Raw genomic sequence first — 18,506 nt, 5'->3', positions numbered from 1 at the left:
ACTGAAATGAGTAAGGCACAATTGGGGTAAAAATGCGAAATTAATATGATATTTGCATCTTCATTATGGAAAGTAAAAGACAACAGAAATTTTCGCGCCTTATACAGAAGGAACTGGCAGAGATCTTCCAACGGGAAGTGCCGCACCTTTTTGGCGGAGCCTATATCTCAGTGAGTGTCGTGCGTATGTCGCCTGACCTGGGCCTGGCCAAGGCGTACCTTAGTGTGATGAACGCCAAAAACAGCAACGAGATGATGCTGCAGGAACTGCGCGTCAACACCAAGACAATACGTCACTTGCTGGCACAGCGCATCAAAAAGCAGGTTCGTGTTATACCCGAGTTGGTGTTTTACCTCGACGACAGCGCCGAGTATGCGGCACAAATTGACAAGCTATTCTCTAACCTGGACATCCCGCCTGCCCCTGAGGAAGACGAGGACGACGATACCTACACCCGCTAAAATTTAGCAGCACCCTTATGCAGTATGATCCGATTAAGCGTGTGTTGGGCGATGTGTTCAACAAGACGCCTTTCCTGCGCCGCGTATTTTATAATTTGCTCGACCTGTTGCTGCTGCGTGCCTGGCATGTGCACAAAGAGCTGAATAGCTGGGCGGCTAGCCGTAAAGGCGAAGGGCAGCGCATTCTGGACGCCGGTTCTGGTTTCGGGCAGTATACCTACTGGCTTTCGAGCCAAAGCAGCAAATGGAATATCCTGGCAATGGACGTCAAGGAAGAGCAGATATCAGACAGCAACTGCTTTTTCAGAACGATTGGGCGGCAGAACGTTTTGTTCCGCATAGGCGACCTTGTAAAGTATAGAGAAGAAAATAGCTACGACCTGATCCTTTCGGTGGACGTGATGGAGCACATTCTGGAAGACGTGGAGGTGTTTCGTAACTTTCAGGCTTCGCTGGTGCCGGGCGGCATGCTGGTCATCTCAACCCCATCCGACCAGGGCGGTTCGGACGTGCATGGCGATGGAGAGACCTCATTTATAGAGGAACACGTACGCGACGGCTATAATATACAGGAGATTCAGGACAAGCTGAAACTGGCAGGCTTCAGCAAAGTAGTGGCCCGCTATTCCTATGGCAAACCAGGCCAGATATCGTGGCGTTTGTCTATGAAGTACCCGATGTTGATGCTAAATGCTTCCAAGGCTTTCTTTATAGTGCTGCCATTTTACTACCTGCTCACCTTTCCGGTAAGTTTGGTGCTTAACTGGCTCGATGTGAAGGGCAACCATCCGTCAGGCACCGGTCTGATCGTGAAAGCCTGGAAATAAATTAAATTGCTGAATTGATGATTGTTAAATTGTTGATTCGGCAAAATGACTAAATTGCCCAAGAGGTATACCTACAGGTATAGCACGCTTCGACTGATCCTGGCCATTATACCTGAATATGCCTTTGAAGCTCAATATTGATTCATAAAACAATCAACAATCAACAAAATAGCCTAAGCACCCAATCCAGCTAAATGAACGTTCCTTACCTCATAGCGAAACGGTATTTCTTCTCTAAGAAAAAGAGGAACATCATTAGCATTATCTCCAATATTGCCATGATCGGCGTGGCGGTAGGTACGGCGGCCCTGATCATTGTGCTGTCGGTGTTCAATGGTCTGGAGGATTTGATCCGAACCATTTACACCAGTTTCGATCCTAACCTCAAGATATCGGCCGTGGAGGGCAAATCCTTTGAAACCGATACGGAGTTTATGAACCGGATACGGCGCACGCCCGGCGTGGCCCTGGTAACAGAAGTGATCGAGGACAATGCCCTGCTGCGCTACAACGACCGCCAGATGGTAGTGAAGGTAAAGGGTGTGAGTGAGAACTTCTTCGAACAAAACAAAATTGGTACGTCGGTGGTGGAAGGGCATTACGACCTGTACGCCAATAACAGCTACTATGCACTGGTGGGGCGGGGCGTGCAATACCAGCTCTCCATAAGGCCGAGCAATCAGTTCACGGACATGCAGTTCCTATACCCGCGCAACACCAAGTTCAGCCCTCTTAACCCAGAAGGGGCCTTCAACACGCTGCAGATTACGCCTGGCGGCGTATTTGCCATTGAGCGGCAGTACGACGATGCCTATGTGTTTGTGCCCATACAATTCGCAGAGGAGCTGATGGAGTATGGCCGGAAGCGTACCGCTATTGAGATCAAAGTCGAGCCAGACTTCCGGATAGAGGCCGTCAAGAAGTCGTTGCAGCAGGCGCTCGGAGATGGATTCAAGGTGCAGAACAGCGATGAGCAGCACACCAGTTTGCTGCGGGCCGTCAAAGTCGAGAAGCTGTTTGTGTTCATCACTTTTGCCTTTATCCTGCTTATCGCCTCGCTCAACATCTTCTTCTCCCTCTCCATGCTTGTAATTGACAAGAAGAAAGACATTGCGATACTGGCCTCGATGGGTGCCACGCAAGAGCAGATCCGCAATATCTTCCTGTTTGAGGGGGCGCTGGTAGCCTTTATCGGGGCCTCCTACGGCCTTTCGCTTGGCATGTTGATCGCAAACCTGCAGCAGACCTTTGGTATTGTATCCATGGGTATGGCAACCTCTGTGGTAGACTCCTACCCTGTTAAGCTGCAGCTGCAGGATTTTGTGCTGACAGGTGCCGCCATTGTGGTTATCACCATGTTGGTTTCCATTCGCCCGGCACGCAAAGCGGCCGCCATGTCTGTTACCGAGAACATTTAAGGTATAGCAAGCGCCCATTTTTAGCTGTGCTCCACGCCAAGCTAGAACTAGTCAGACCCAAGCCGGGAACCTATGCATAGGTGGTTTTATATATATTGAAAAACAAAGGGCGCTATACCTTGCAACGGATATTTTTATCCTGAAAATATAAAAATAGTTTGATTGTAGCTGTGATTTGGCGTGTGGAAGGGTAGGAAATCAGGAGTTTTGGGAGTAAATTTGAAGTCCTAAAATTGTACCTGCATGAAAGTATACACCACACAGCCATTTCAGGTGGTATACTCGTTGTTTGAACACGAGTACCTGGGATACCTGTTCGAGTCTTTTGTGGTGCAGATAAATACCAAAGGCCAGCTGACTCTTCAGCACCAGAATATTTCTGCCAAAAACGCCGACGAATTCTCTTCCCGCCTCGATGCCAGAGATTTCAAACTGATCGCCCTGATCGACCAGATCCAACAGGACGCGGTGCTGAAGAAATTCTCTCCTAAGAAACTCTCCCCGATTGATTTTTTCCTGAAGGTATACGACCCCGAGAAGGGCGACAAAAGCATGCAAGAGGCCATCAGCCACTACATACAGGTGCGCATGGGCAAGATTCTGGACATGCTCAGCGATCGTAAGACCTTTATCATGGGCAAGGACGGCGACCCAGCTTGGAAAGAGATACAGGTGGCACCCGAGAAGGCAAGCGTGTTGTTCCATTTCCGCCGCAACGAAGACAATACCCACTACTACCCGACCATTAGGTATAACGGCGAAAAGCTGCACTTCCAGTACCGCAATGCCGCGCTCATTTGCTATGAGCCCGCCTGGCTGATGCTGGACGGTATAGTATACAGTTTTGAGAAAGCCATTGATGGCAAGAAGCTGCAGCCTTTCCTGAACAAGAAATTTATTGTGATCCCGCGCTCGGTGGAGGAGAACTACTATCGCAAGTTCGTAACGCCATTGCTGGAATCGTTTGATGTGCGGGCTACTGGCTTCGACATAAAATCAGAGCGCTTTACACCTAGCCCCTATCTGACCTTTTCGGAGATAAAATCCGCTGATGCGTCGGCTTTGTACAGCAACGGTGGCTTAGAGACCGGCAAGGCTGAACGAGCCAACGCCGCCGATAAGATTCTCTTCAACCTGTCGTTCAGGTATGGCGATTATGTGGTAGAAACGCAGGAGGCCAAACGCATCAGCGTGAGTATGGAGAAAACGGAGGATTCCTATATTTTCCATAAGCTGATTCGTGATGCCGTGCACGAGAAGGAGTATGTAAAGGAACTGGCCAAGCGCGAACTAGAAGTGAAGAACGGGCAGGCGGTCCTGGATAAGAACTCGGCCTTCTCGTGGCTCAACAGCAACCTGCAGGAACTCGAAGACCTCGGTTTCACGGTAGCGCAGGGCGAGAAGAACGGCAAAAATTACTTCATCGGAGATATTTCGGTGAACGTAGGTATAACCGAGAACAACGACTGGTTCGATATCTACGGGACGGTCCGCTTCGGAGAATTCGAAATCCCTTTCATCAAACTCAAAAACCACATCCTGACCCGCAACAACGAGTACCTGCTGCCTAACGGACAGGTGGCGATTATACCGGAGGAGTGGTTTACGCAATACATTGAGCTTTTCGCCTTCTCGGAGGGCGAGCACCAATTGACCCTGCGCAAGCACCACATGGCGCTGGTGAACGACCTGCACAACGGCAACCTGGCGCAGGTAACCATGACGCGCAAGCTGGAGAAACTGCGCGAGTTCGACACCATAGAAGACAAACCGCTGCCGGTGGGTTTTCGGGGCGAGTTGCGACCTTACCAGAAGGCGGGCTACAACTGGCTGCATTTCGTGAAGGACTTTAAGTTTGGAGGCTGTCTGGCTGACGACATGGGTCTGGGCAAGACCGTGCAGACACTGGCCATGCTGCAACACCGCAAAGAGAACGGGGCGGAGTCGGCCACTTTGCTTGTTATGCCGACTTCATTGATTTACAATTGGTTGAACGAGGCCAAGAAGTTTACACCGGAATTGCGCATATTGACCTATACCGGAACCTACCGCGACAAAAACGTGGAACAGTTCAAGGACTATGACCTAATCCTGACCTCCTACGGTATTGTGCGCCTCGACACGGAGCTGCTCAAGACCTATTATTTCGATTATATCATACTAGATGAGTCGCAGGCCATCAAAAACCCGGACTCCAATACCTCCAAAGCCGTACGCTCACTCAAATCACGTCACCGTTTGATACTAACCGGTACACCCGTGGAGAACAGCACCATGGACCTATGGTCGCAGATGTCATTCATCAATCCGGGGCTGTTGGGCAACCAGCACTTCTTCCGCAACGAGTTTCTTAAACCTATCGAGAAGGAGAAGGACGAGCACAAGACCCGCCGGCTTCATGCGCTTATCAAGCCGTTTATCCTGCGCAGGCACAAGTCGCAGGTGGCCCGTGAGCTGCCGCCTAAAATTGAGCATACCACCTTCTGCAAAATGTCGGAAGAGCAGGAGCATGCCTACGAGGAAACCAAATCCTACTACCGCAACAAAATTCTGACGAACCTGGAGGAGAACGGGCCGGGCAACACGCAGTTTATGCTCTTGCAGGGTCTCATGAAGCTCCGGCAGATCGCCAACCACCCCTCTATGGCCGACCCAAACTACGAAGGCGAGTCGGGTAAGCTGAAGGAAGTACTGCGGATGACGAAGAACATTGTCGGCAAGGGGCACAAGGTGCTTATCTTTAGCCAGTTTGTGAAGCATTTGGAGATCATCCGGCAAGTACTGAATGAGAAGGAAATAACCTATGCCTACCTGGACGGCAACACCAAAAACCGCCAGCAACAGGTAGAGCTTTTCCAGAACGATGAGAGTATACAGATATTTCTTATCTCCCTGAAAGCCGGAGGTGTGGGCCTTAACCTTACTGCTGCCGACTATGTGTTCATCCTGGACCCTTGGTGGAACCCGGCTGTGGAAGCACAGGCCGTGGACCGCGCCCACCGCATCGGGCAGCAGAAAAAGGTGTTTACTTACAAGTTCATCACCAAAGACACAGTAGAGGAAAAGATATTGGCCCTGCAAAACCGCAAGATCCAACTCGTGACCGACCTGATCAGCACCGACGAAAACATCATCAAAAGCCTGACGAAGGAGGATATTGACAACCTGTTGAGTTAAACTTAATGGTTGAATTGTTGAAGGTTAATTTGTTGGTTCGATAGTGAATGATTATACCAAAGCCGCAGCATGATACGTGTTGCGGCTTTTTCTTTTGTGGGCAGGTATAGCATGTGAGTCGTATAACTTTGAAGACGGTTATCGGTTAAAAGAAAGGTAGCCCATCAACAATTTAACCATTCAACAATTTAGCAATTCAACCCATGCGCCTCCACCTTAAAACTGCCGTCCAACAAGACTTCCTGAGCGTTTTCCATGCTTTTGACGAGCAGCTGTTTCGGAGGCTGGCACCGCCCTACCCAAAGCTAAAACTGTTACGCTTTGATGGCAGCGACGTGGGTGATCAAGTGGAAGTGGAGTTGCAGACAGGTATAAAGTCATTCCGTTGGACCAGCCTGATCACAGAGCGGGAAATAACCGACACAGCAGCCTGGTTTATTGATGAGGGGCAGGAGCTGCCTCCTCCCCTGCGCCGCTGGCAACACAAGCACCTTGTCACAAAGAGCGGAAACAGCTCCGTGATTCACGATATCATCGATTATGGGACGGGTTTCAAACTTTTGGACCTGTTGCTATACCCGCTCATGCTGGCCCAGTTCGGTATGCGCAAGCCAACTTACAGAAAGGTGTTTGGAAGGGATGAAATGCCATAGAGTAAAGTAGAGCCTTAGGTTGATTGGTAGTGGCAAATATTGCTGTGCGAAACCTTCGCTATACCTAAAACCTTTGCCCCTTCCTGCCAGTTAAGTGCAGGAAAGAAATAATCTGCGTAAATTCGGGTATGACGAAAGCGGCCATTATCGGTTCAGGTATAGGAGGTATAGCCACAGGCATACGGCTGGCGGTGAAGGGCTACGACGTGACCGTATTCGAGGCCAATACTTCGTTCGGCGGCAAGATGCACCAATTCGATCTGCAGGGGTACCGCTTCGATGCCGGCCCGTCGCTGTTTACTCTACCGCATTTGGTGGACGAGCTCTTTACGCTGGCCGGCCGCACGCCTTCCGATTATTTTACCTACACCCGTCTCGATCCAATCACACATTATTTCTGGCCAGATGGCAGCAAGCTCAAAGCCTATGCCGACCCGGATGCTTTTGCCACAGAGGCGGAGCAGCAGTTGGGCGTACCGGCAAAGGATGTGCGCGAGGTACTGGCCAAAAGTGCGCGGCTCTATGATGGCACCGCCGATACCTTTCTGCACAAGTCCCTGCACAAAGCGGACACCTACCTGAGTGCCGATGTGCTCAAAGCATTTGGCTGTCTCCCAGACCTCGGGCTCACAACGACCATGCACGGTGCCAATGCCAGGCTTTTCAATGATCCGCGCTTTGTGCAACTGCTCGACCGTTTTGCCACCTACAACGGTTCCGATCCATACCAGGCGCCGGGCACGCTCAACCTGATTCCACACCTAGAACATAACATCGGTGCTTTTTACCCCAAAGGGGGCATTTACAGTATTGCTGCCAGTCTGGTGAAGCTGGCCGAAGAGTTGGGTGTAACCTTCAGGTATAGCGAACGGGTGGAACGCATAATCACCCAAAATGGAAAAACGACAGGTATAGAAACCAGCGCTGGCAGGTATAGCACCGGTGTGGTGGTCAGTAATATGGATGTGGTGCCGACTTACCGCCGGCTCCTGCCCGACCAGCCTGCGCCCGAGCGAACGCTACAGCAGCCACGCTCCAGTTCGGCGCTCATTTATTACTGGGGTATAGCGCGGGAGTTCCCGGAGCTGCACCTGCACAACATCTTCTTCAGCGGGGATTACAAAAAGGAGTTCGAGCACATCTTCCGGCACAAGACCATTAGCCCGGACCCGACGGTATACGTGAACATCACCTCCAAACTGGAGAAAGAAGATGCGCCTGCGGGTTGCGAAAACTGGTTTGTGATGGTGAACGTACCGCATCACCAGGGCCAGGACTGGGAGCAGCTCATCCACTCTACCCGAACTGCCGTAACCAATAAGCTGAGCCGCATGCTGCAAACCGAACTTGCCGATGCCATTACATGCGAACAGGTACTGGATCCGCTTCTGATTGAGCAACAGACCTCCTCCTATGCCGGAGCGCTGTACGGCAGCAGCTCCAACAACCGCATGGCAGCCTTTCTGCGACACCCGAACTTCAGCTCAAAGATAAAAGGACTATACTTTTGCGGCGGCAGTGTGCACCCCGGTGGCGGTATACCTTTGTGCCTGTTGTCGGCCAGTATCGTAGATAGCCTGGTTCCCACCGTAACACCCGCTAAAAATCTGAAGCAACATGCCTGACACCGTCAAGACATATCTGCCAGCGATTCCGTTGCAACAGCGCCTGAAGCCTTACGCCTTCGCCCTGGCCTTGGGTGTGCTGGTTATCTTTCATGCGGTAGGACTTTGGGGCTTGCTGTTCAGCGGCGAACCTGAGAAATTTCAAAAACTCACGCCACTCAACCTATTGCTGACAAACGGGCTGCTGTTTGCTTTCCACAGGCGCTGGAATTTGCCATTTGCGCTTTTTGCTGTAGTCGTGATGGTGGTTGGCTTTCTGTCCGAAGTGGTCGGGGTGCATACCGGCCTGCTGTTTGGAGACTATGCCTACGGAGAGGCTCTAGGTATAAAGCTGTTCGACGTGCCCTTGCTCATAGGACTCAACTGGCTTATGCTGGTTTACACGACCGGGCATCTGGTGAAAGATACTCCCTTGCATTGGCTGGGCAAAGCCATACTTGCCGCACTGCTTATGGTGGGGCTAGACTTCTTTATAGAGCCGGTAGCTATGCGATTCGATTTTTGGGACTGGGCAGGAAACCGGATACCCTTCTCAAATTACGCCGGATGGCTGGGGCTGTCGGTTTTATTGCAGGTTTATTTCCAGCGGGGCGATTTCTACAAGCAAAACCGACTGGCACCATACGTATACCTGGTGCAGATGCTGTTCTTCGTTACCCTCTATCTTTTTCTGTAAGTATAACATGTTGTGGCAGGTATAGCCTTGCAGGTTCCTAAGCTATGCCCTACCTTTGCTTGTTAAGATTGGAAGGCCGCCGCGAAATTTAGGCAATACATTCTAAATGGATTTACGTAAGCAGCTTATACGCTCCTTTTCAGTAAGGAGGAACAGAATTAGATTATGATTTTTATAGATACTATATTGAGCGAGCTCCTCCAGTTTTTCAAGCGGGAAGGCATTGAGTCACACACCGATGAAGAGCTTATCAGGAAACTCGATATCCGTCAGTCTACATTCAATGAGTTGTTTCGCAACCGGGCCGATATGGTAAGACAAGTGACCTTGTTCGACATTGAAGAGCAGAAGCGTGAACAGGTGAAGTTACTGGCGAATGCAAACTCCCCTGTGGAGGAGATTATGATGCTGCTGCAAGACGGTATAAGAAAGATGCGGGAGATCAATCCTGTCTATATCTCAGATATGCAGAACAATTATCCAGAAGCCTGGGGATTGACCATGGATTTTGTAAACAGCAACAATCAGCACGTCAATGCTGATATACTGAACAGGGGCATCCTGCAGGGGTACTTCCGCAAGGACATCAACCTGCAGTTGGTTACCAAAATTCTACTCGAGCAATTCTTCATGATGATCAATCCTATGGTGTTCCCGCCAGACAGGTATGATTTAGCCGAAGTTTTCCGAAGCATATACCTGTACTATGTGCGAGGCATCTGCACCGAAGTAGGCGGAAAGCAGGCAGAGCAATTCTTCTCCAGACACAATATATAAGTCCTGATTAACCTATAAATACACAGCGGCCCGAGGTATAGACCCCGGGCCGCTGTTCGTTTAAAATGGTATAAGCAACACGCCTAGCTGATAGACACGCGCACCTTCTTCGTGTATTCGCGGAGTGACGTTTTAAAGTCAGCGCCATTGTCCTGCATGTAGTTCATGATCCAGACAGCTGCTAGCACATGCGTCAGCTGCTCGCCTTCGTCGTCGCCTTCTACCTCAATGGCAAGTGGCTGCTCGTCAACAATGGCGGCCTCAGCGGCCATCAACTCATCCAGTGATTGTGTTTCTACTAATTTCTTGATTGCGGGTATTTTCATGGGTACTTAAATGGTCAGTTTGGAAATCAGGTCACGTACGGCTTCCTCCTTGCTGGCGGCTACGGTGTCAACCAGCTTGCCATCCTTAAAAATGGCGAAGAACGGCAGGTTGGTCACACCGGCCAGTTTTCGGGCCTCCGGGCTGGTCTCGGCGTTCACGTCCACAAAAGCCACGTTGGCAAAAGCCTCGTCGTCAGACATGCGCTTAAACTTAGGCGAGAACAAGCGGCAGCTACCGCACCAGTCGGCGTAATATTTCACTACTACATGCTGGTTTGAGTTGAGTACATTATCGAAATCGTTATCGGTTGCTACTATTACAGCCATGTTATTCTTTTTAGAGGTTAAACATCAGATCAGGTATAGCCTGATCTTACTGAGTGCAAAGTTAAATGTTTCAGGCTTAAAATACGGTTCCTTCTGCTGCCTATACCTTGTCGTTTGGACCGTTAACATAGAATAAGGCCTTTTGTTTAACGTGGGCGGCGGCTTTTCTTAGGCTGATCGTTAAGGAAGGCAACTAGCTCTTTCTTATCGAACCTGATGGTCCAAATGCCCTGCAGGTCACCTTCCCGGAAGTTTATAGCCCGATCTTGTGGATACTTTTGTTTTATCAGTTCATAGTCTGCAACTGCTACCTCTTTGCCAACAGTGCCATGGCAGTTCAGGCAGGTCTCGTTGCGCACATAGATGGGTGAGGTATAAAGCAATTCGTTATTGTCCAACTCTTGAGTCACTATTGGGCCTTCGATTGTTCCTTTGGCATAGTGGGCAAGCCTAGGACCTGCAGCATCGTCCATTCTGTTTTGAGGATTTCGTAGACGACCAGCGGTGCGGTGTGCGAATGCCCCGAACTTATCCTGCAACGCTTGCACCTCTTCGTAGTTCTCGGGCTGGCAGTAAGGTATAGCAGCGGCCACGCCCCCCTGCTCCAGCTGCTCGGCCAGGCGGGTGTCCAGCAATCGCTGCGCCACGACCACAATAGAATCGCCGTGCTTGAGGGCAGCATTGAGAATGTCCTCCTGGGTGAGCCGCTTGATCTTGTGGCGCTCTACTTCCTGGGCAATCTCCTTGCCTCCCTCTATTGGTTTTATTTTCACGTCGCAGCCTGAAACTATAAAGGCTGTGCAAAAGGTTATAGTAGCGAGCAAAGAACGGGCTTTGAACATCTTTCGAATCAAATTTGTAGTAGGATAAATCAGTAATATAACAACTGCAACCAGCATATATGTTTTATTACTTCAACGCCAATTTAGTATCTTTGCAGCTTAAAACCATAACAGAGCGATGTTAGATAAATTAGAAGCCATTAATCACCGGTTTGAAGAGGTAAGCCAGCTGCTTATCCAGCCTGATGTGGCCAGCGACATGAAGAAATTCAAATCGCTGAATAAAGAATATAAGGACCTTGACAAAATAGTAGTAGAGTATAAAAAGTACCTCAACATCCTCAGCAACATCGACAGCGCCAAACAGGTGATCGCGACGGAGAAGGACGAGGACTTCCGGGAGATGGCCAAGGAGGAACTGGACGAATTGCTGCCGCAGCGCGAGCAAATGGAAGAGTTGCTGAAAGAACTGCTTATCCCGAAAGACCCGAATGACAGCAAAGACATCATCATGGAGATCCGTGCCGGTGCCGGTGGCGACGAAGCCTCTATCTTTGCCGGTGACCTGTACCGTATGTATATCCGCTTCGCAGAGAAGATGGGCTGGCGCACCGAACTGATCGACGCCACAGAAGGCACATCAGGCGGTTATAAAGAAATCATTGTAGGCATGTCGGGTGAAGACGTGTATGGCAAGCTTAAGTTTGAGTCGGGTGTGCACCGTGTGCAGCGTGTACCTGCCACTGAAACGCAGGGCCGTATACATACCTCAGTTGCTTCGGTAGTCGTACTGCCGGAGGTAGAGGAATTCGACATCGACCTGGATATGAACGATATCCGTAAGGACCTTTTCTGTTCTTCAGGCCCGGGTGGTCAGTCGGTGAACACGACCTACTCAGCCGTTCGACTTACGCACTTACCAACCGGATTGGTAGCCCAGTGCCAGGACCAGAAATCTCAGCTCAAGAACTTCGACAAAGCCCTTGCCGTACTGCGTTCGCGTATTTATGAGCAGGAACTTGCCAAGAAGCTGGAAGCTGAAGGTGCCCAGCGCAAGAGCATGGTAGGCAGCGGCGACCGCTCCGACAAGATCCGTACCTACAACTACCCGCAGGGCCGTGTGACGGATCACCGCATTGGGTATACCGTGTACAACCTGCCTAGTGTGATGGATGGCGGTATCGAGGACTTTGTAGAACAACTGCGTATAGCAGAGAACTCTGAGCGTCTGAAAGAAGGTGCTACCGCAGAGTAATCTGTTTGTATAAGCTATATTTAGGAATGTGGTGCAGCCGAAAGCTGCGCTGCATTCCTTTTTTTTATTTTAATTGTTAAATTGTCAGATGGTTAAATTGTTAATTGCTGTATCTAAAGTTTATGTTCACTGTATATCTGTGAGGCTTTGGAAGAACAGTGATAGAATTCCATTTTTAAATCTCGTTCAGAAGATAACAGCCATTTAACCATATAACAATTTAACCATTCACTCCTTGAAATACCTCCTTGCCATACTGCCCCTGCTCTTCCTGCTGTCGATGCTTGGCTGCGAACCCAAGGATGAGGTCGTCACAACCGATCCGGAGGCGACGCTGCGTTTCTCAGCCGACACATTGCTGTTCGATACGGTGTTTGTGGCGCAGGGCAGTGCAACCCGCCGACTCAAGGTATACAACCCCAATAAAAATGCAGTGCGCATTAGCAGCATTAACCTGGCCGGGGGCAGTTCATCGCCTTACAAGCTTATCGTCAATGGTCTGGAGAGCCCTGTGGTCAACAACCTGCAGTTGCGCGGCAAGGATAGTCTATACATTCTGGTGAGTGTCAACGTAAACCCGGCTAACAAAAACCTGCCTTTCCTGGTGGCGGACTCTATCCTGTTCAGCACCAATGGCAACCAGCAGAACGTGAAACTGGTGGCTTACGGACAAGACGCTGTATTCCACCGCAAAAGTGTGATTGGCAACACAACCTGGCCGGCCGGCAAGCCGCATGTGCTCCTCGATACGATATTGGTACGTCAGGGCGCTACGCTCACCATTGAAAAGGGAGCCCGCATATTTGCCGGCAACAAGGCGGTGCTACTGGTAAGCGGCACGCTCCGGGTAGAGGGCACACCGGAAGAGCGGGTGAGTTTTGGTGGGGTAAGGCGCGAACCGCAATACGCCAATGCGCCGGGACAATGGGAAGGTATAAGACTGTTGGCCACAAGCGAAAACAACCTTATCCGTTACGCAGATATACGCAACACCATGCGCGGTCTGCGCATCGGCAATCCTGGTAAAACAGGGACATTAGTGGAAGGGTGTGTTATTCAGTATGCTTTTCTGGACGGGATTGTAGCCTTTACCTCTGATGTGAAAGTGGTGAACACGCTCATCCATAACTGCGGGCAGTACGGCTTCGGAGGGCTGGGCGGTGGCAATTACGAAGTGCTCTACTCCACTATCGTAAATTATGAGAATCGCTTGCAGCGCGAAACCCCGGCTTTTGTAGTGGCAGATTATGTTCCGGGGACCAATATAAAGAACCAACCCACCCAATTGCGCCTGGTCAACAGCATGGTGTATGGCGATGGCTCGAACTACATAAACGAAGTGCTGTTGGATGGGACTATCACAGCGGATATTTCGCATAATATACTCCGCACGGAAGCTTATAAAAGCACCTTGAATACAAATGGCAACATCCTGAACGTAGACCCTAAGTTTAAGGAAGTGCGGAAACAAAACTTTAGCCTCGATACCCTCTCACCTGCCAGCGGAGCCGCCCTGCCCCTGCCAGGTATAAGCAAAGACATCAAAGGTAAAACCCGAAGCACCACGAAGCCAGATATAGGCGCTTTCGAGCGTACAATAGACTAGGTGAAATGAGTGAATAAGTGATTGAGTGACTGAGTGAATGGGAGTTAAATATGCGAACGCCCTGAGGAAATGCTTTTATAATATGGCTGCTCCTTTAATTATTCGTTATAAAAGCGCATAATTTCATTTCACTAACTCACTCAATCACTAACTCACTCACTCATCCGCTCATTCACTCAGTCACTCATTCAAAATTCACTCAATCGCTCATTCACACAATCACTAATTCAAAAAGCTATGTGGTTTCAAAAAGAGATAAGACTGCCAGCCGTGAAACGCGGCTTTCACCTGATCACCGACCTGCTGACTGCGCAGCTTCCTGAGCTGGAGAGCTATAAGGTGGGCCTGGCGCACATTTTCATCAAGCATACTTCCGCCAGCCTGACCATTAACGAAGACGCAGACCCCACCGTGCGCCAGGATTTCGAGAGCCACTTCAACCACATGGTACCCGAAAACGCCCCATACTACCGCCATACCTTGGAAGGCCCGGACGACATGCCAGCTCACTTGAAGGCAGCCATATTGGGCAGCTCTGTTTCGGTGCCGATCTCAGACGGCTCTTTCAATCTGGGTACCTGGCAAGGAGTCTATCTGTGTGAGCACCGTGATCGCGCCTCCAAGCGCACAGTGGTCGTAACACTGCAGGGAGAGGGGTATTAGCAAATGTTGGGGCTAGGAAGACCTAGCTACTTCAATATGCTGACTTTTTCTGTACGCAGTCCGTTGGTGCTGGCCATGCGGAGGATATACATACCTGCCGGCAATCCTTGCACATCCAGTCGGAGAACCCTGTCCTGCACCTGCTCCTTTAGCATCGCCTGCCCGTAGCGGTTAATCAACTCAACCTGCAGTACCTCCTGGCGGGCGGCTTGCTCAATGGTGATGAAACCCGACGCCGGATTAGGGTATACCCTCACGTCATTAGGCGTTACATAAATGTAGTCCTCCTTCTCCAAGGTATGGCTCATGTTCTCGTTGGAAGTAGTGAGCGAGACCCGGTAATTGCCCGGACGGCTATACCTGACCGTGGGGTTCTGTTCGGTGGATGTAGCGGGTGTGCCGCCTTCGAAATGCCATAGCCAGGCTGTGGGCTTAAATCCCGCAAACGATCCCTGAAACTGTACCTGATCCCCAACAGCAACCAAAGTGTCTCCTGGCTGGGCAACCTGGAAGCGGGAACGGAGTTCGCCGGTGCAGGCAACCGAGGCATAGACATAACTGCGGGCAGACTGCAAGACGCTTTGCATGTATGTGGCCTGTCCGGCGGTGAAGAGGTTCATGCAGGCATCATTGGTATAGTCCATGTAGTTTTGCCACATGTTCCCATTGGGCCCGTTGTCGCATGAGAGCCTGATCCCGTCAGGGCAGCCTACTGTTTCGCTGAGTTGGTTAGGCGTATCGTCTATGTCGTCGGAGTCTCTGCAGGTGATGCCCAGGCCCCAGATATGCTTGAGCCCAAGCCAGTGGCCGATTTCGTGCGTGGCCGTACGACCCAGGTTAAAAGCCCACATGCTGGTATTGAAGGGAGCAGCCCCCACTGAACGGTGGTGCAGCACAACACCATCGCGGCTGGGAGTCGCACCTGGAGAAGAGGAATAGCCGAGTTCATCGTTACTCAGGTTACAGATCCAGATGTTCAGGTACTGGGTATGGTCCCAACCGTCTATCCCGCCATTGGCAGTAGACTTTACCAGGTCTGAGAAAAAGCTGAAGCTTTCCTTCGATGTTTGTGTGCGGGTGATACCGGTAGTGGGGTTACCCTGAGGGTCCACAATTGCCAGGCAGAATTCTATCTGTGTATCGGCAGCAAGGGATCGGAAGTAGGCAGGGGTATTGGTTGTGTCGGCATTCATGCGCCGGAAGTCCTCGTTGAGCACAGCCAGCTGCGATAATATCTGCTCGTCGCGGATGTTCTCGCCTTGTTTGTTATACACCACATGGAAAACCACCGGCACCGTGACGGTCGCCTGGCGTAAGTGCTGACCTGCTGGGCGTTGGCGCATGGCCTGCTGCACGGCCTCCAGGGTCAGTTTGTAGCGTTGCTCAAAGCCCGGGTCCTGTTGCTTCATCACTTCCAGGTAGCTGTCTGTGGCGCAGCTGCGTTCCCGGGCAGGTACGCTAACCTGTGCCAAACCAGCATAGGTCGTGAGCAGGAACAGAAGCAGTATAAAAAGACGCATAGGCATAAACTAAGCAGGCAGCAGAAGCCACCCAGCTCTAACTTGCAAGCCATGAGTGGCTTAGAATAGCAATATACTGAAATTAACGCTGAAAAAGGTATAGCGGGTGGGTAAGTGTGGCCCCGGAGCGAAAACTTACAGGTTTGCGTCGATGCGATAGTGCAGGGAGTCGCCGAATATAAGCTTTTGCACACCCTCGACACGGTAGCCGGACACATTCCCTGTGCCGGACTCAGCGGTAAGCGTTATTTTTCTTTTAGAGTAGAAGAGTATGTTTTCTTCAAGCACCACCGCCTCCAGGTGCTCCAGCTTTTGAAAAGGCGATACGGTAAGCACAAGTTGCTCTACCGGTGCAGCTGCGTCCTCTGATTTTAAGAAAACGGTGATCGTGCTGCCATTGGGCAAAGTCTGTTGCTGCTCCTGGTAAAAGTCCCGAAGGGCTGGGCGGCTAAGGTCCACTTCCTGGAAAATGGAAAGCTCCTTCTCCCAATCCACATCGCTGGTTTCAATGGTTTCGGTGGGTTTGTTCTGCGTCTTAACAGACTTCAGGACCATAGGCTTTTCGGCTTGCAGGCGTTGGGCTTGTTGTTGCAAATAGCCAGTAAGGTTGTAAGCGGCCTTCTCTCCGTCAGAAACGGGAGGTACAGGCCGCTCACAAGCTACCGCAGCCCAGAGCAGGGCCAAAAATCCGATGATGTTATACCTACCCAATTGCTTCGTTTCTTTGTAACAGTGACTCACCAGTCATTTCAACTGGCTGTTCTATACCCATCAGATCAAGGATAGTCGGGGCGATGTCGCCTAGTCTGCCTGATTTAAGTGTGCCTTTGTAATCCTTGCTCGCCAGCACGAAAGGCACCAGGTTAGTGGTGTGTGCTGTGTTCGGCGTGCCATCCGGATTGATCATGTAGTCCGCATTGCCATGGTCGGCTATCACGATGACGTCATAATCGTTTTCTAGCGCGGCCGTTACGATGGCTTGTGTGCATTCGTCTACCACTTCGCAGGCTTTTACAGCCGCTTCAAACACGCCGGTATGGCCTACCATGTCGGGGTTGGCGAAATTGAGGCAGATAAAGTCAGCCGTCTTGTTTTGCAGCTCCGGCACAATGGCGTCCCGTATATCATAGGCGCTCATCTCGGGCTGCAGGTCGTAGGTGGCCACTTTCGGCGAAGGGCAAAGCAGGCGCTTCTCGCCTTCGAAAGGAACTTCGCGTCCACCAGAGAAGAAGAAGGTTACGTGTGGGTATTTTTCTGTCTCCGCTATCCGAATCTGCTTTTTGCCGGCTTTGGCAATGACCTCGCCCAAAGTATTGTTCAGGTTGTCTTTATCAAAGATCGCATCCACGCCCAAGAAGGTATCATCGTAGTTGGTCATGGTGATGTAGCGTAGGTTGAGCTTGTACATGTTCTGCTCCGGGTAGTCCTGCTGGGTGAGCGCCTGCGTAATCTCACGGCCACGGTCTGTGCGGAAATTGAAGCAGATCACCACATCGCCGTCCTTAATGGTAGCGATAGGCTGCTGCTCATCGTTCACCTTCACGATCGGCTGGATAAATTCATCGGTCACACCAGCGTTATAGGAGTCCAACACCGATTTGATAAGATTCTGGGAAGCAGTGCCTTTGCCGTGCACGAGCAGGTCATAGGCCAGTTTTACGCGTTCCCAGCGGTTGTCGCGGTCCATGGCGTAATAGCGGCCGATAATGGAGGCAATGGAACCGGTAGTGTTTTCCAGGTGCTGCTCCAGTTCGTTGATGTACTTCACTCCCCCCTTCGGGTCGGTATCACGGCCGTCGGTGAAAGCATGGATGTATACGTTGCGTAGTCCGTGGTCAGCCGCAGCCGTGCAGAGTGCCTTGAGGTGCTCGATATGGGAGTGCACGCCACCGTCCGACAGCAGCCCGATCAGGTGTACATCCTTGTTATTTTCTTTGGCATAGGTATAGCCATCCGAAAGGGCCGGCATGGCCGCCAGTTTATGCTCAGCAATGGTTTTGTTAATGCGTACCAAATCCTGGTACACCACACGGCCCGCCCCAAGATTCATGTGCCCCACCTCCGAGTTGCCCATCTGTCCCTCGGGCAATCCCACCGCTTCGCCTGAGGCCTGCAGCGTAGAAGTAGGGTATTGGTTCATGATGGCGTCAACAAATGGCGTGTTGGCCTTGTGTATAGCCGAAACCTCTGGATTAGTGGCAATTCCCCAGCCATCCAGTATTACTAGCATTACCTTTTTATCCATACTGCAAATATAAAACAATCTCCGGTGCCTGCCTTGGCTAAGGCTTATTATTCAAAATAAACGTTATACCTTCTATACCGTTATTCCTTTCAATATCGAATAATACTCTTAAATTTAAAGTCCGGACGCAGGGATGCTTGTTGGCATAGTTTTAGCTACTGACAGGAT

The 18,506-nt window shown here is 50.8% G+C and carries 17 protein-coding genes; 11 read left to right on the top strand and 6 right to left on the bottom strand.

Translation table 11 applies throughout. The annotated features are described in order from the left end of the window. Nucleotides 1-65: 65 nt before the first annotated feature. The 8 genes from rbfA (at nt 66) to H9Q13_RS09370 (ending at nt 9,614) form a co-directional block, all read left to right on the top strand. The gene (rbfA, locus tag H9Q13_RS09405) at nt 66-461 is read left to right on the top strand and encodes a 30S ribosome-binding factor RbfA (protein ID WP_191183541.1); all 396 of its coding nucleotides are present in this window, start codon (nt 66-68) and stop codon (nt 459-461) included. Between the two features lie 17 nt (nt 462-478). After that, nucleotides 479-1,288, top strand: a complete 810-nt coding sequence (locus H9Q13_RS09400) for a class I SAM-dependent methyltransferase (RefSeq protein ID WP_191183540.1) — start codon at nt 479-481, stop codon at nt 1,286-1,288. A 194-nt stretch (nt 1,289-1,482) separates the two neighbouring features. Further along, nucleotides 1,483-2,706 (top strand): ABC transporter permease, encoded by a 1,224-nt coding sequence (locus tag H9Q13_RS09395; protein ID WP_191183539.1) that lies wholly within the window; start codon nt 1,483-1,485, stop codon nt 2,704-2,706. Between the two features lie 243 nt (nt 2,707-2,949). Beyond that, the gene (locus H9Q13_RS09390; protein ID WP_191183538.1) at nt 2,950-5,883 is read left to right on the top strand and encodes a DEAD/DEAH box helicase; all 2,934 of its coding nucleotides are present in this window, start codon (nt 2,950-2,952) and stop codon (nt 5,881-5,883) included. A gap of 203 nt (nt 5,884-6,086) precedes the next feature. Next, complete coding sequence (locus tag H9Q13_RS09385) at nt 6,087-6,536, top strand: SRPBCC family protein (protein ID WP_191183537.1); 450 nt, start codon at nt 6,087-6,089, stop codon at nt 6,534-6,536. 128 nt (nt 6,537-6,664) lie between these two features. Continuing rightward, a complete protein-coding gene (crtD, locus tag H9Q13_RS09380; protein ID WP_191183536.1) occupies nt 6,665-8,161 on the top strand; it encodes a 1-hydroxycarotenoid 3,4-desaturase CrtD in 1,497 nt (498 codons plus the stop codon). Beyond that, on the top strand, nt 8,154-8,837 hold the full coding sequence (locus tag H9Q13_RS09375) for a carotenoid biosynthesis protein (RefSeq protein WP_191183535.1): 684 nt from the start codon (nt 8,154-8,156) through the stop codon (nt 8,835-8,837). The genes crtD and H9Q13_RS09375 overlap by 8 nt, the downstream gene beginning before the upstream one ends. A gap of 186 nt (nt 8,838-9,023) precedes the next feature. Then, nucleotides 9,024-9,614 (top strand): TetR/AcrR family transcriptional regulator, encoded by a 591-nt coding sequence (locus H9Q13_RS09370; protein ID WP_224744188.1) that lies wholly within the window; start codon nt 9,024-9,026, stop codon nt 9,612-9,614. Nucleotides 9,615-9,697: 83 nt separating this feature from the next. Here H9Q13_RS09370 and H9Q13_RS09365 read toward each other — a convergent pair whose 3' ends face one another. The 3 genes from H9Q13_RS09365 to H9Q13_RS09355 all read right to left on the bottom strand — a co-directional run bounded on the left by H9Q13_RS09365 (nt 9,698) and on the right by H9Q13_RS09355 (nt 11,040). Then, on the bottom strand, nt 9,698-9,940 hold the full coding sequence (locus tag H9Q13_RS09365) for a DUF6952 family protein (protein ID WP_191183533.1): 243 nt from the start codon (nt 9,938-9,940) through the stop codon (nt 9,698-9,700). A 6-nt stretch (nt 9,941-9,946) separates the two neighbouring features. Further along, the gene (locus tag H9Q13_RS09360) at nt 9,947-10,267 is read right to left on the bottom strand and encodes a thioredoxin family protein (protein ID WP_191183532.1); all 321 of its coding nucleotides are present in this window, start codon (nt 10,265-10,267) and stop codon (nt 9,947-9,949) included. Nucleotides 10,268-10,413: 146 nt separating this feature from the next. Then, a complete protein-coding gene (locus H9Q13_RS09355; protein WP_317173888.1) occupies nt 10,414-11,040 on the bottom strand; it encodes a c-type heme family protein in 627 nt (208 codons plus the stop codon). Between the two features lie 187 nt (nt 11,041-11,227). On the opposite strand from H9Q13_RS09355, the gene prfA reads away from it, so the two are divergent. From prfA to H9Q13_RS09340, 3 genes are all read left to right on the top strand, one after another. Further along, on the top strand, nt 11,228-12,304 hold the full coding sequence (gene prfA, locus H9Q13_RS09350; RefSeq protein ID WP_191183531.1) for a peptide chain release factor 1: 1,077 nt from the start codon (nt 11,228-11,230) through the stop codon (nt 12,302-12,304). Nucleotides 12,305-12,539: 235 nt separating this feature from the next. Then, a complete protein-coding gene (locus tag H9Q13_RS09345; protein ID WP_191183530.1) occupies nt 12,540-13,910 on the top strand; it encodes a hypothetical protein in 1,371 nt (456 codons plus the stop codon). A 237-nt stretch (nt 13,911-14,147) separates the two neighbouring features. Further along, nucleotides 14,148-14,573 carry a secondary thiamine-phosphate synthase enzyme YjbQ gene (locus H9Q13_RS09340; RefSeq protein WP_191183529.1) on the top strand — a complete coding sequence of 142 codons (426 nt, stop codon included), beginning with the start codon at nt 14,148-14,150 and terminating at the stop codon, nt 14,571-14,573. 26 nt (nt 14,574-14,599) lie between these two features. On the opposite strand, the gene H9Q13_RS09335 is transcribed toward H9Q13_RS09340, so the two are convergent. From H9Q13_RS09335 to gpmI, 3 genes are all read right to left on the bottom strand, one after another. After that, a complete protein-coding gene (locus H9Q13_RS09335; RefSeq protein WP_224744186.1) occupies nt 14,600-16,093 on the bottom strand; it encodes a M43 family zinc metalloprotease in 1,494 nt (497 codons plus the stop codon). 135 nt (nt 16,094-16,228) lie between these two features. Beyond that, the gene (locus H9Q13_RS09330; protein ID WP_191183527.1) at nt 16,229-16,834 is read right to left on the bottom strand and encodes a hypothetical protein; all 606 of its coding nucleotides are present in this window, start codon (nt 16,832-16,834) and stop codon (nt 16,229-16,231) included. After that, on the bottom strand, nt 16,797-18,338 hold the full coding sequence (gene gpmI / locus H9Q13_RS09325; RefSeq protein WP_191183526.1) for a 2,3-bisphosphoglycerate-independent phosphoglycerate mutase: 1,542 nt from the start codon (nt 18,336-18,338) through the stop codon (nt 16,797-16,799). Before gpmI ends, H9Q13_RS09330 begins: the two co-directional genes overlap by 38 nt. Nucleotides 18,339-18,506 lie beyond the last annotated feature (168 nt).

The organism is Pontibacter aquaedesilientis (assembly GCF_014773225.1).
In the GTDB taxonomy this organism is placed as follows: Bacteria; Bacteroidota; Bacteroidia; order Cytophagales; family Hymenobacteraceae; genus Pontibacter; species Pontibacter aquaedesilientis.
This window is presented reverse-complemented; position numbering and strand designations above follow the sequence as displayed.